The organism is Streptomyces sp. MK37H, assembly GCF_018035285.1.
Taxonomy (GTDB): Bacteria; Actinomycetota; Actinomycetes; order Streptomycetales; family Streptomycetaceae; genus Streptomyces; species Streptomyces endocoffeicus.
The window spans coordinates 1-13,230 of sequence record NZ_JAAAYH010000251.1; the positions used below are offsets into that span (position 1 = coordinate 1).

9 protein-coding genes are annotated in these 13,230 nt (G+C 71.8%); 4 read left to right on the top strand and 5 right to left on the bottom strand.

The window, feature by feature from the left end; genetic code table 11:
• Both GWI24_RS28870 and GWI24_RS28875 read right to left on the bottom strand, forming a co-directional pair.
• Window positions 1-193 (bottom strand): hypothetical protein (locus GWI24_RS28870; protein ID WP_210948824.1); only part of this gene is annotated, 193 nt, incomplete at its 3' end.
• 182 nt (window positions 194-375) lie between these two features.
• On the bottom strand, window positions 376-3,597 hold the full coding sequence (locus GWI24_RS28875; RefSeq protein WP_210948825.1) for an NACHT domain-containing NTPase: 3,222 nt from the start codon (window positions 3,595-3,597) through the stop codon (window positions 376-378).
• Window positions 3,598-3,754: 157 nt separating this feature from the next.
• On the opposite strand from GWI24_RS28875, the gene GWI24_RS28880 reads away from it, so the two are divergent.
• From GWI24_RS28880 to GWI24_RS28895, 4 genes are all read left to right on the top strand, one after another.
• Window positions 3,755-4,483, top strand: coding sequence for a TetR/AcrR family transcriptional regulator (locus tag GWI24_RS28880; RefSeq protein WP_210948826.1), 729 nt, complete (start codon window positions 3,755-3,757; stop codon window positions 4,481-4,483).
• A gap of 40 nt (window positions 4,484-4,523) precedes the next feature.
• The gene (locus tag GWI24_RS28885; RefSeq protein ID WP_210948827.1) at window positions 4,524-5,678 is read left to right on the top strand and encodes an MAB_1171c family putative transporter; all 1,155 of its coding nucleotides are present in this window, start codon (window positions 4,524-4,526) and stop codon (window positions 5,676-5,678) included.
• 362 nt (window positions 5,679-6,040) lie between these two features.
• Entirely contained in the window at window positions 6,041-6,481 is a 441-nt protein-coding gene (locus tag GWI24_RS28890) for a helix-turn-helix domain-containing protein (RefSeq protein ID WP_210948828.1), read from the top strand.
• A 13-nt stretch (window positions 6,482-6,494) separates the two neighbouring features.
• Complete coding sequence (locus GWI24_RS28895) at window positions 6,495-7,064, top strand: toxin (RefSeq protein ID WP_210948829.1); 570 nt, start codon at window positions 6,495-6,497, stop codon at window positions 7,062-7,064.
• 22 nt (window positions 7,065-7,086) lie between these two features.
• Here GWI24_RS28895 and GWI24_RS28900 read toward each other — a convergent pair whose 3' ends face one another.
• The 3 genes from GWI24_RS28900 to GWI24_RS28910 all read right to left on the bottom strand — a co-directional run bounded on the left by GWI24_RS28900 (window position 7,087) and on the right by GWI24_RS28910 (window position 13,139).
• Complete coding sequence (locus tag GWI24_RS28900; protein ID WP_247617022.1) at window positions 7,087-10,479, bottom strand: aminotransferase class I/II-fold pyridoxal phosphate-dependent enzyme; 3,393 nt, start codon at window positions 10,477-10,479, stop codon at window positions 7,087-7,089.
• Window positions 10,480-10,550: 71 nt separating this feature from the next.
• Window positions 10,551-11,492, bottom strand: coding sequence for an NAD-dependent epimerase/dehydratase family protein (locus GWI24_RS28905; protein ID WP_210948830.1), 942 nt, complete (start codon window positions 11,490-11,492; stop codon window positions 10,551-10,553).
• Window positions 11,493-11,549: 57 nt separating this feature from the next.
• Window positions 11,550-13,139, bottom strand: coding sequence for an amidase family protein (locus GWI24_RS28910; protein ID WP_210948832.1), 1,590 nt, complete (start codon window positions 13,137-13,139; stop codon window positions 11,550-11,552).
• Between the last annotated feature and the right edge of the window lie 91 nt (window positions 13,140-13,230).

The window sequence follows — 13,230 nt, forward strand, 5'->3', positions numbered from 1 at the left end:
GCGCCGCCAGCTCCTCGAGGACGGCGCTGCGCCCCATGCCGTGGTACCCTGTCAGCAGCACCACGGGCAGATCGCCCTGGTGCTCCCGGCCGACCCGGGACCGCTCGTCGTAGGCCAGGCCGGTCAGCCGCGGAACGAGCGAGCGCAGCACCGGGTCCCGGCCATAGAGCGGTGACCCTTCCGATACGCCCATCCCGTTGCGACCCGCCTCAGTCGTCCTCTGCTGCCCGGCAGCCCTGACCTCGGAGACGGGCGGCACCGCTCCCCCGAGACATCAGCCGCTGACATCCGTACCAACTACGCCTACAATCCTGAATTTACCCCCTGGGTAAACATCCCACCAGGTGAACGCGGCACCGTCGGAGATAGTGCCGGTCAGGGGTGTGGATAGATGTCGAGGTCGACGCTCTCGGGGAGCGAGTCCGCGCCGCGGATCTCGCCCGGGTAGACCAGCCGCACCCGGCGCAGCCGCCGCAGCCCGGCGAGGGAGGCGAGATCGAGCTCCGCCACCTGCGACAGATGGATCTCCTCAAGTCCCGGGAGCCGCCGGGCTATTCGCCGCAGCGGAACCGCGACACCGGCCCTGGCCCACACATCCAGATGAGTGACCTGGGGTATCTCGGTGCGGGGCGCGAACAGCAGCATGCTCAGCTGCTGCGGGGAGAGCGTCAGCTTGCGCAGCTGGGGCAACTCGGCGATGAGGGAGCCCCATTCGTCCGGTGTCAGCCGCTCGCTCGCGTCCTGGAGTCGCAGCTCCTCCAGCTCCCGGCACTCCACGATCCCCGCGAGCTGCGCCGCCGACGACGGCAGTGAGAGCAGCCGCAGCCCGGCGGGGCGGGGCAGGTCGGACAGGCCGCGCCAGGGCACCTCCGGCCCGATGAGGAGCCCCTCGAGACGGGGGCAGTCCGCCAGCTTCAGCAGCGGCTCGAACTGCGGCAGGTCCCGCAGCTCCAGCCGCCGCAGCCGGGGCAGCCGGGTCAGCGGCGCGGGGTCCTTCACGTTGCGGCAGCCCTGGAGGGCGAGGGTCTCCAGCTCGGGGTAAGCGGAGAGCAGATCGAGGTCCTCCAGCTGGAGGGTGTTGCGCAGGCGCAGCTCGCGCAGATGCCGCGGGTCGAGCGCGGCGCGGATCGCCTCGGGGGCGAAGTCGCCGTGGAGCCCGACGCGTTGGTAGCCGGTCATGGTGCGCAGGGCCTCCAGCTCGGCGTGGGAGCGCACCGTGACGATCTCCTCGGGGGCGGTGTCGAGGAGCGGCCGTACGATCTCCTCGGCGTACACCTTGGTGTCGAACCGGTCCCAGTGGGCGAGGAGCTGAGCGCGCACCGCGGGCTGGCCGGTGCCCAGGAACTCCCGGAGCCTGGGGATGGCGGCGTCCCCGCCGATCTGGCAGATGGCGTGGACGGTGGCCAGCTCCTCGTCGCCCTCCAGGTCCTTGGCGTCGGGCAGCAGGCCCAGCAGCAGCGGCCCGGTCTGCGCCAGGGACCTGGCCTCCCGCAGACTGCGCGGCGGAAGCAGCCGCGCGGCCCGGTCCTCGATGGCCTCGCGGACCGTGGGCTCCAGGCGGGTGGCCTGTTCGAGGGAGGCGAGCGCGAGGAGCCGTAACCGCGCCTGGATCGTCGCGTCCTGCTCCCGGTCGCCCCGCTCACGCAAACGGGTCAGCAGGTCGGCACGCTCTTGGTGTCGAGCCTGTGCGACGGCCATCTGCACCACGTCCTCCCACTGGTCCAGGTGTGCGTTGTTCACCAGCATGCCCATATCGCGCTCCTCCAGCACGGCCCTGGCGCCCAGGAAGTCCTGGAAGGTGCGGTGAATGAAGTTGACCGCGCCCGGGGCGGGTTCGCGCAGCAGACCGGAGCGCTCCAGCAGGTACTGAAGGGTCTCCTCCGCCGTTCCTACTTCCGCGAGGCGGGGCACGGACGGCTGCAGCCGCCGCACCACGTTCACCGCGTCCGGGCGGTCCAGCTGGGTCCGTTCGTTGCGGATCAGCCAGTACGCGAGCCTCTGGAGCGGCTCCGTGGCCGACTTCTGGTCCAGGACGGGCTTACGGCTGCGCCCGTAGACCTCGCGCTCCAGGTCGCGCCGCTCCAGGAGCATGGAGAGCGCCGCCTCGTACAGGGAGGCGCGGCCCTGGGGCAGGAAGCCGCGCCGCTCCCGGTGCAGGGCGCAGATCAGGCCGCACATCAGCGGATTGGTCGCCAGGCGGCTCAGCTCGGGGCTGCTGCGCAGCGACTGTGTGAGCGAGTCGCCGAGCTCCTGCGAGGCCCCCGCGGCCGTGTGCCAGCGCCGGATGAACTGCTTCATGTCGGCGGGCCGCATCGCGGCGAGCGCGAACTCCTGGAAGCCCTCGCGGGCCAGCCAGCCCCGCTCGAGGGCGGCGGGGCGGGAGGTGAGCAGCCACAGATTGCCGGGGAAGACGGCGAGCAGCTTCTTCAGCCAGGCCCGCACCCGGGTCCGGTCGTCCTTCGGGATCTCATCGGCCCCGTCGATCAGGAGCACTCCGCGCCCGTGCCGCAGCACCCGCGCGGCCCAGCCGTCGGGCTCGGTGCCCACCAGCGGGCAGCCGATCCAGCGCAGGAAGTCGTCGGGCATCGGCAGCTCGGAGTCCTTGCGCGCCAGGGTGCGCAGCGGCAGCACGAAGGGGACCCGCCCGAAGAGCTGGGAGAGCCCGCCCGGCACCCGCTCCTGCTGCGCCGTGGAGAGGGCCAGCCACTGGACGAGGGTGGTCTTGCCGGTGCCGGCGACCCCGCGCAGCAGGACCCGCTCCTGGGTGGCGAAGACCGCCTCGGCCGGGCCCGGGGCCCGATCGGTCTCGGTGTCCCGGTCGGCGCCGGGCTCGCCGTTCACCACCGGCACCCGGTCGGTGCCATCGCGGTACGGCCTGGCCTGGAGGCTCAGATACGCGGTCTCCAGCGGCCAGTCCTGGCCGTCCGGTTCGCGCAGGTCCACGCCGTAGATGGTGAGCCTGCCGTGGCACTCGACGACGTAGCGCGCGTACTCCTCCTCGAACTGTTCGTCCTGACGGCTGATGTCGGGCAGCCGCCGCAGGATGGCGTCCAATTTCTCGCTCTGCTCCCGGATCTCGCGGCTCTGCTCGATCTGGGCTCGGGCCGCGAATCCGGGCCGCTGGCTGAAGAAGCGCATGAGGTGGACGCAGGCCGTCTCCAGGAGCCGGTCGTGGAAGCGGGCGGCGTCGTCGCTGAGGAGCCTGCGGGTGTCGGGGCCCGCGCGCCGGGACAGCTCGGCGGCCAGCCGCTCCGGGCCGAGCGCGAAGGCGTGCACGTCGTCCATGTCGAGATCGCCGAGCGCGTGCAGGGTGCGGGTCAGCGCCTGCCCCACGGAGTCGTGCTCATCGGCGCCGATCGGCGGGTCGTGCGGCCCGGCGGCCCGCACGGCGCGGCGGACCAGCTCGCGGGCGAGCTTGTGCAGATCGTCCTCGGTGAGGGTGCGGTGCTCCTTGGCGAAGGAGATGAGCCGGCGGATCGGTACGGGCCGTTCGCCGTACTCCGCGCCGGGCGCGCTCGCGGGCGGCAGCAGCAGTCGTTTGATCACCGGCACGACCACTGCCGAAGCGATCCGCAGCCCCACCGTGCCGCCGTCCACAGCAGCCCCTCCCTCGCGGCGTCGGCGCGCGTCCCCCGCCGAGCCCGTACAACCGCTCACATCCCGCTCACCATAGCCGCGAAGACCCCTCCGGGGTCAGGGTTCAGGTCACGGTCCGCGGGCCGCGAAGTGCCGTGGCACCGGTACGGTTTGGCCCATGGATGTTTCCGGAACACGTTCCGCCGACGACAACTCCGGGGCTCGGGCGGTCATCACGGCCACCGCGCGCCAACTGCTGGTGAAACTGGGCGCCGGAGGGCTGTCCCCGGCCGCCGTCGCCCGTGAGAGCGGCCTTTCCGCCAGCGAGGTGGAAGCCGTCTTCCCGCACCGGGACGATCTGCTGACCGCGCTGCTCATCGACGCCTACAACGACTCCGGCACCGCGATGGAGGAGGCCGACCGGGCCGCCCGGGACGCGGGCGCGTCGGCGGGCGCGCGGCTGCTCGCCGTCACCCGGGCGCTGCGCCGGTGGTCCTTCGCCAACCCCGGCGAGTTCACGCTGGTCTACGGCTCGCCCGTGCCGGACTACCACGCCCCGCAGGAGACCGTCCCGCCCGCCTCGCGCACCCCCGCGGTGCTGGCCGGTATCGTGCGGTCGGCGCTGGAGGCCGGTGAACTCACCGCGCCCCGGCGGGAGGTGCCGGGGCCGCCGCTGCTGCTGCCGGAGGCGGTGCAGTTGTTCGGCGGCACGCCCGAGGCCCCGTTCTCGGACATCATCGAGCGCGGCATCGTCCTGTGGAGCAGCCTGATCGGGCTCCTGGTGTTCCAGGTCTTCAGCCGCACCCATGACAGCGTCCGGGACGAGGCCGCGTTCTTCGACTACGCCGTCGCCGTTGCGGCCGAAGGGATCGGACTCGTGGTTCCCTTGGGCGAGAACACCGACTGAACCGTTCGCCGCGTGCGCGGCACCTGTGGGGGAAAGGGCCGTGAACTCCATCAAGACTCTCTGCTTCGTCATCGCGGCGCTGTCGTCGTACGCCGCGCTCGTCTACCGGCTGTTCCAGGTCAGACGCAGCTGGCGGGACAGCGCCTACCGCACGCTGTTGATCACCCTGCTGCTGCAGTGCCTCACCTTCACGATGGGTGCCGTCGCCATGGGGAGCGAGCGCTTCCTGGGCGTCGGCAACCTCGCGATCCTGGTGATGCACCTGTCGGCGGTCGCCTTCTGCGTCAGCGCCCAGATCATCCTGCTGCGCTGGGCGGCCGACGCCGAGGAGTCGGGGCGCAAGGCCCGCTACTGGCTGATCACCGGTATCGCCCTCAACGCGCTCCTTACGGCGCTCTTCTTCATCGCCGACGGCCCCGGCCGGCCGGCCGAGGACTTCAACACCGGCAGCGGCCGGCCGCTGGTCCTCACCTACCTCCTGGTCTTCATGGTCTCCCAGGCGGTTCCGTGCGTCACCATCCTGCGCCAGTGCGGGCCCTACGCCCGTATGGCGAGCAAGACCTCGCTGCGGCAGGCCCTGCGGCTGCTCTCCGTCGCCGCGGTGATCCTCTTCCTGTACTGCCTGGCCCGGGTGGTCAACGTCCTCACGGCCGCGTGCGGGCTCGACATCGGCGCCTGGACGCTGGCCGCCTCCGTCTTCAGCGCGCTGGGCATCGTCACCCTCTCGCTCGCCCTGACGATCTCCTCCTGGGGGCCGTCGGCCACCAAGCTGCTGGAGTGGGCGCGCGGCTACCGGTCCTACCGGGCGCTGTATCCGCTGTGGCGGGATCTGTACGAGTCCTCGCCGGACATCGTCCTGGAGCCGCCAGGGGCCGCGGTCTCCGACCTCAACTACCGGCTGCACCGGAGGGTCATCGAAATACGGGACGGATGGCGGGAGTTGCGCCCCTACATCGACCGCACCACGAACGGCGACGGCGAGACGGGCCCCGGGGGGAGCGAGGAGTCCCAACAGGCGTTCGCCGAGGCGGCGCAGATCAGGCAGGCGCTGCACGCCAAGCGCACCGGCACGATTCCCGACGACAACGCGGACACCGGCGACTTCGAGGACCGCGACACGGACAACTTCACCGCCGAGGTCGTCTGGCTCACCAAGGTGGCCTCCGCCTACCGGCGGCTCGGCAAGGCGCGCTGACGGCCGGCACAGCGCGCTGAGGGACCGTAGGCGCGCTCGCGCCGAGGGAGGATCCCGCCCGGTCTGCCCCCGTCAGGCCGAGCGGGACTTCCCCCGTGATTCCCCCGTATCCCCCGTTTCCTTCTTCCGAGCCGAGTGGGTGGCCCCACTCGGTCCGGCCCGGGTCCGGACCCGGAAAGCCGGGCCGGACCAGGCCGATAGGGCTGGCAACCAACTCGGCCACCCCCGTGAGCGGAGTTAGCTGGCAGCTATCGACGAGGTCCACGGTGGCGGAGTTGCGTCCGATTGTCAACTGACCGCTAATCTGCGAAACTGACGATTAGCCGGGGGCAAAGCCGAGGAGGTGAGGGAGGGAGATTCGCATGTCCGAGACTGACGACCGGCCCATGCTGGCAGTGCGTCTGGACAACCTCTTCAAGACCGTTCGCCCCAAGGGCAAGCACTGGACCAACGCCGAGGTGGCGGAGGAACTCAAGCGGGCCAACCCCGAGCTGAAGGTCGGGGGTGTCTATCTGTCGCAGTTGCGGACGGGCAAGCGCTCCAATCCCTCACCGGATCTGCTGGCCGCCCTGGCACGCTTCTTCGGCGTGTCGGTGGCCTACTTCTTCGACGACCAGGTCGCCGAGTCGGTGCTCAGTGAGATCGCCGCCATCGAGGCGCTGCGCCAGGCCGGGGTCCGCGCCGTGGCGATGCGCGCGGCGGGGATGAAGAAGGAGAACCTCGAGGCCATCACGACCATCATGGATCAGTACCGGCAGCTCCAGGGCCTCCCGCCGGTCACCGACACCTCGGACTCGGAATGAGGGGTGCGGCTGGGTGAAGGGCGCCAACAGGGGACGGTCGGCGGATCACGACCGCCGCAGTCAGCTCAAGAAGCTCCGGAAGGCCGGTGCGCGGCGGATCGCGGACCTCGACCTGCCGGAGGTGGCCGACGTGGCCGATCTCTGCCGCCATCTCGGCGAGGTCCGCGGCCGCCCGATCACGCTGGTCCCGATGCCGATGCCGGCGACGCACCCCTGCGGTATGTGGGTCGCCGCCCGCGACGAGGACCTCATCTTCTATGACGCCAACACGACCAGCGCGCATCAGGAGCACATCATCTTGCACGAGCTGGGCCACATCATCTGCTGCCATCGCGGGGCGGGTTGGCTGGACGAGGCGAGCGCCCGCCTCCTCTTCCCCAACCTCGACCCCGACCTCGTGCGTGACATGCTCCTGCGCGCGACCTACGACGACGTCCAGGAGCAGGAAGCGGAGATCATCGCCTATCTGCTCTCCCAACGGGTGGGCGGCACCGAGGAGCGGCATGGCGCGCCCACGGCGGGGGTCGCCGGGGCATCCGGGAAGGACGCCATGCTCAGCCGGATCGAACGCACCCTGATCTGAGGTTGATCCGACAGTGCCTCACTCATCCCCCGGTGGCCGCCACCTCCTCGGCCAGGATCGCCACAGTGCGCCGGATGTCGTCCTCGCGGTGCTCGCTGGTGACGAAGAACCGCAGCCTGGCGAGCCCCTCCTCCACCGCGGGGTGGAAGATCGGATCGGCGATCACACCGCGGTCGAACAGCCGGTCCGCGATGAGCAGGGTTCTCGCCGAGTCGCCGAGGAGACACGGCACGATCGGGGTGTGGGCGCTGGTGCCCGTCGCCAGACCGGCCGAGGCGGCCAGGCCGAGGAAGAGCTCCGCGTTGCGCCGCAGGGCACGCACCCGGTGGGGTTCGGCGACGATCAGCTCGGTGGCGGCCAGCGCCGCGGCCGCGTTGGCCGGGGTCAGGCCGACGCTGTAGACGAAGCCCGGCAGCGTGTGCCGCAGCCACCGCACCATACGGGCCGAGCCGCCGAGATAGCCCCCGCAGCTGGCGAACGTCTTGGACAGGGTGCCCATCCACAGGTCCACATCGGCCCGCTCGACGCCGAAGAACTCGCCGACGCCACGGCCGCGTTCGCCCACGGTGCCGATGCTGTGCGCCTCGTCGACCATCAGCAGGGCGCCGTAGCGCCGCTTCAGCTCGATCACGGCGGGCAGGTCCACCAGGTCGCCGTCCATGCTGTACGCGCCCTCGACGACGATCAGCACCCGTCGGAACCGGGACCGGTTGCGCCGCAGCGTGTCCTCCAGCGCGCCGATGTCGTTGTGGGCGAACGGGCGCCGCGCCGCCCCGGACAGGGCGCAGCCCTGGAGGATGCTGTCGTGGGCGAGCTCGTCGTGCACCACCAGGTCCCGCGCCCCGACGAGGTGCCCGATCGCGGTGACGTTGGTGGCGTGGCCGCTCACCAGCGCCAGGCAGTCCGCGGTGCCGAGGAAGTCGGCCAGCGCCCGCTCCAGCCGTACGGTCAGGTCCCGTTCGCCGGAGAGCATCCGGCTCGCCGAGACCGAGGTCCCGTACCGGTCCACCGCCTGGTGCACGGCCTCGTTGACCGCCGGATGACCGGAGAGCCCCAGGTAGTTGTAGCTGCCGAAGGACAGATACGGCCTGTCGTCGATCATGGTCGTATCGCGGATGGTGCCCTGGTGGACGCGGAAGTACGGGAAGTCCGCGCCGCTGCCCGTGATCGTGCTCAGGCGCTCCTCGAACTGGCGCACCTCGGGGAAGTCATCGGCGCTCGCGGTCGCCGCGTCCCAGTCCGCCCGTGTCTCGCGCGGCAGTGGCTCACCGAGGACGGGCTCCCCGGTGAGATGCGGATCGACCAGCCCGACCAGCCGTTCCACGGTGAGGTCGGGCGAGAAGATCTCCTCGGTGCGGAATCCCGGTATCCGCTTGCCGATGTTGACCTCCAGCTCCTGGAGCATCAGGGAGTCGAAGCCGAGGTCGGTCACCAGCTCCATCCGCTCGGTCAGATCGGCGAGCGGGAAGACGCCGGTCCGCGAGAGCTCTTCGAGCACGATGGACGCCGCGGATCCTCCCCCGGCCCGCGCGTCCACCGGCCCGGTCCGGCCCTCCCCCACTGCCGCGAGGGCGGGCGGGTCCTCCTCGGGGGCGCGTGCCGACTCGTCCACCGCCCAGTGGTGGCGCGGGGCGAGCGGACTCGGCGGCAGGGTGCAGGGGGGTATGTGCTCCATCACCGGGCGGAGCCCCGCGCCGGTGACCGCGCGCTCGGCGAGCCGGGCCAGCGCGGCCGAGCGTTCCCCGGCGGACAGCGAGCCGGGCGCGGGCACCGCGGCCTCCGGCTGCTCACCGGGGGGCACCGTGCCGGTCATCTGCCCCGGCCCGAGCTGCCCGGTGCGGCCTGCCGTCACGGCTTCGGCGGCGGCGGTCAGCTTGGTGACGGCGTCGGCGGTGTCCTCGGCGACCAGGGCGAGGCGTTCGGCGAGCGGAGCCCGGCGGGCCAGGGTGTCCGCCACCCCGGCCAGCGGCGGCCGGTCCTCGGCGAGGGTGTGGGCCAGCTCCCGGGCGTAACGGACCAGCCCGGCCCGGTCGCGGGCGCTGAGCACCAGCAGTTGCGGCCCCTCGTCCGGTGCGGGACGGGCCGGTGCGGTGGCGCACTCCTCGACCACCAGATGGACACCGGTGCCGCCGAAGCCGAAGGCGCTCACCCCGGCCCGGCGTGGCTGCCCGGACTCCGGCCATACGGTGGGCTTCGTGGGGACGATCAGCCGCGCGGCGTCGAGCCCGGAGCGGTCGGCGAGGTCGAACTCCGGCTGCGGCGGTATCACTCCCCGGTGCACGGCCAGCACGGTCTTGACCAGCCCGGCCATCCCGGCGGCGTTGAGCGCGTGTCCGACCACCGCCTTCACCGCGCCGAGGAAGGCGGGCGCGCCCCGTTCGCCCCGCAGTTCGCCCAGGACACCGACCTCGACCGGATCGCCGACGGTGGTCCCGGTGCCGTGCGCCTCGAGGTAGCCCACCGCGTCCGGGGTCAGATCGGCGTCGCGGTAGGCCCGGCGCAGGGCCCTGAGCTGACCGGCCGCCTGGGGGTGCATTCCGCCCTGTACGGTCCCGTCGTTGGCCGTGCCCACGCCCCGTATCACCGCGTAGACCCGGTCACCGGCGGCCAGCGCGTCGGCCAGGGGGCGCAGCACCAGGACCCCGGCGCCCTCCCCCAGGACGAAGCCATCGGCCTCCGCGCCGAACGGCAGGCATCTGCCGGTGCGCGAGATGGCGCCGATCCGGCACAGCCCCACCAGCAGGTCGGGGGCGAGGATCAGCTGGGCGCCGCCCGCGATTGCGATGCGGCAGCGGCCCGCGCGCAGTGCGAACACGGCGTTGGCCACGGCCATGAGGCCACCGGAGCAGGCCGAGTCCAGCGCATAGCTCTCGCCGTGCAGATCGAAGACCGAACTGACGGTGTTGGGCCCCATATTGAGCAGGAGTCCGGCCACGGACGAGCCGTGCAGCCCGTCCACCGCGCGGACCGTCTCCGGCCACCGGGGATCGGTGGCCCGCGCCCCGAACTCGCCGCCGGTCAGCTGGCGCATCCGGATGCGCATGGTGGTGATCTCGCGATAGCCGCTCTCGGTGAGCGCCGTGATCACCGAGGTCTCCTCGCGGTCGAAGCCCTCGGCCTCCCATCCGGCGTCCTGGATGGCCTCACGGGTCAGGTCGATCAACAGCCGCCCTTGCGGATCCATCGATCTGGCACGGCGTGGCGGGATGCCGTAGTGCGCCGCGTCGAAGTGGCCCACGTCCGGCAGCAGCGCCATGGTGTCCGTATAGGCCGAGGATGTGTCACGTAAGTTGTCGCTGAGGAAGGTGGCGGTGCGCCATCTCGAGTCCGGGACGGTGGCGAACTGCGCCCGCGGTTCATTGAGCAACCGCCAGTACTGGTTGACGTTCCGCGCCCCCGGGAACCGGCAGGCCATTCCCACTATCGCGACGTCATCGCGCCGCGTTCCGCTTGCGCCCACTGTGGATTCCTTCGCTGTCACGGCCGTCACCCGGCGGTGGCCAGTCGCTGGCGCCACCACTCCACCGTCGCCTTGACCTGCTCGTCGACGGGAGTGGCGCGCACCGCGAACTCTGCTTCGTAGGCGCTCGCGTCCATGATGAAGGGCCGGTCGAACTGGTAGCGGACCTCCCTGAGCTCGCGGAGCAGCGGGGAGGCCAGCGACGCGAGACCCAGCACGGCCGACGGCAGCCTGCGGACCGCGAGCGGCCCGGTCTCCGCCTGGGTGGCGAGGCGGTCGACCATCTCCCGAGTGGACAGCGCGGGCGCCGTCGGTACGTGCCAGGCCCTCCCCCAGGCTCGCTCCTCGCCCGCCACCTCGGCCAGGGCGGCGGCCACGTCGGGGATATAGCTCCAGCTGTGCGGGGTGCCCGGGTCCCCGAGCGAGGAGACCGGCTTGCCGCGCAGCACACGTGGCATGACCCGCGCGGCCAGGTGCCCGCTGTCGGTCACACCGGGCCCGAAGAAGTCCGAGGCCCGCACCTCGACCGCCTTGATTCGGCCCTGCTCATGGAGGTCTCGCGCCTGCTCCCACACGGCGGCGCGCACCCGCCCCTTGGTGCCGGTGGCGGCGAGCGGCAGTTCCTCGGTCATGGGGCCGTCCACCGGGCCGTAGCCGTAGAGGTTGCCGAGCATGACCAGGACCGCCCCGGTGGCCTCGGCGGTCGCGCAGAGCGACGAGGCCAGGGGCGGCCATTCACTCGCCCAGCGGTGGTAGGGCGGTGCGCCACAACTGTAGAGGGCGGCCGCGCCCCGCACGGCCTCGGTCAGTCGCTCGCTGTCCGTCGCGTCCAGCGCGACGTGCTCGATACCCGGTTCCGGGCTCCGGCCCGACCGGGTGATGACACGTACCGTATGGCCCCTTTCGACGAGCAGCCGAGCAGTGGCCGCCCCCGCGGGCCCGAATCCTATGACGACATGAAGGTTCACGCGCGCACACTAGCGCGAGTATGTGTGGCTTTTGCTGCAGACGTTCCGATGGGCCGTTCACCGGGAGGTGCCGGTTCCCGCTGACGGCAGGTAGCGCGGCGCTCGCCAGGCGTGAAGCCGGTGCTCCACCGCGGCGCCCAGCGACAGCAGTTCGGTGTCCTCGTGGTCACCGGCCATCAGGAGCACGCCCACGGGCAGCTCGTCCACGAACCCGGCGGGCACCGACAGGGACGGATACCCGGCGACGGCCGCGGGGGTCGAGGACGGGAGCACATCGTTGTCGCCGCGTGCGCAGTCGGTGGTCCAGGCGGGCGGGTTCGTCGGCGAGGCGATGGCGTCCAGTTGATGGGTGGCCATGGTCTCATCGAGGGACCGCCGCGAGAGGTCCTTCAACTCGGCGCGCTTGGCCCGGTATTCGGGGTCGGTGGTGGGAGGCGCGGCAAGCGCCCGCTCGAACAGCTCCTGTCCTTCGAAGCAGCTCTGCTCCGCCGGGTGGGTGCGGTTGAATTCGATCAGCTCGGAGAGGTCGCGCGGGCCCTTGCGGGTGGCGAGGTAGGCGTCGATGTCCCGGTGGAACTCGCTCAGCAGCGCGGGGAATTCGAGCTCGGCCAGCCGGTCCTGGTACGGCGGTGTCACCTCGACGACCTCGGCCCCCGCCGTGCGCAGTCGCTTCGCGGTACGGGTCATCACGGCGTCCACCTCGGGCCCGAGCGAGGGCAGCCGCCACAGGCCGATGCGCTTGCCGCGCAGACTGGGCGTCTTCGGGAGGGCGGCGGGACCGCCGGGGAGTGCGGTGTCGCTGAGCACCGAGAAGGTGAGCGCGGTGTCGATCACATTGCGCGCCATGGGCCCCGCGGTGTCCTGCTCGGCGGAGATCGGGACCACTCCGGACTGGCTGACGAGGCCGAGGCTGGGCTTGTGGCCGACCACCCCGTTCATCCCGGCCGGGCACACGATGGAGCCGTCGGTCTCGGTGCCGATCGCCACCTGCGCCAGTGACGCGGCGAGCGCGGCGCCGGAACCGGCGGATGAGCCGCAGGGATTGCGGTCCAGTACGTAGGGGTTGTCGGTCTGCCCGCCCACCGCCGACCACCCCGAGGTCGGCTTCGCGGCACGGAAGTTGGCCCACTCGGACAGGTTGGTCTTGCCGAGGATCACCGCCCCCGCGTCGCGCAGCCGTGTCACCAGGGCGGCGTCCGTGTCCGGCGGGCTTCCGGCCAGTGCCAGCGAACCGGCGGTCGTGGGCAGGTCGCGGGTGTTCACATTGTCCTTGAGGAGGACGGGTATGCCGTCGAGCGGGCCACGGGTGTGGCCGTGCCGGTGCCTGGCGTCGCTGGCGGCCGCCTGCCGCAGGGCGGTGGGGTCGGTGCGCAGCACCGCGTGGATCGTGGGGTCGATGGCCTTGATCCGCCGCAGATAGGCGGTGGTCAGCGCCGACGAGGTCAGCGAACCGTTCGCCATCCGCGCCTGGAGTTCCGGGATCGTCACCGTGTCGAGATCGACGCCGAGTTCGGCGGGGGAAGCGGCCGGCGGCGACGGAGTGCCGCCGCCGGCATCGGCGGCGTCGGCCCGCGGTCGCGGTGCGCCCGCACAGAGGGAGCCCGCCAGCAGGGCGGCGACCAGGGTGGCAAGGCCCGGCTTCCTCATGGCGCTCATGACCCTCATGCTCCTCATGAGGGCCAGCGGACTACAGGCCGGCGGCCCGGCGCAAGGGGCTTACGCGCCGAGCTTGTGCCTT

Excerpts from the sequence above, each read along its gene's own strand:
- GWI24_RS28890 (WP_210948828.1), top strand. The coding sequence starts at position 6,041 with ATGTCCGAGACTGACGACCGGCCCATGCTGGCAGTGCGTCTGGACAAC.
- GWI24_RS28900 (WP_247617022.1), bottom strand. The coding sequence starts at position 10,479 with ATGGCCTGCCGGTTCCCGGGGGCGCGGAACGTCAACCAGTACTGGCGG.
- GWI24_RS28910 (WP_210948832.1), bottom strand. The coding sequence starts at position 13,139 with ATGAGGAAGCCGGGCCTTGCCACCCTGGTCGCCGCCCTGCTGGCGGGC.
- GWI24_RS28880 (WP_210948826.1), top strand. The coding sequence starts at position 3,755 with ATGGATGTTTCCGGAACACGTTCCGCCGACGACAACTCCGGGGCTCGG.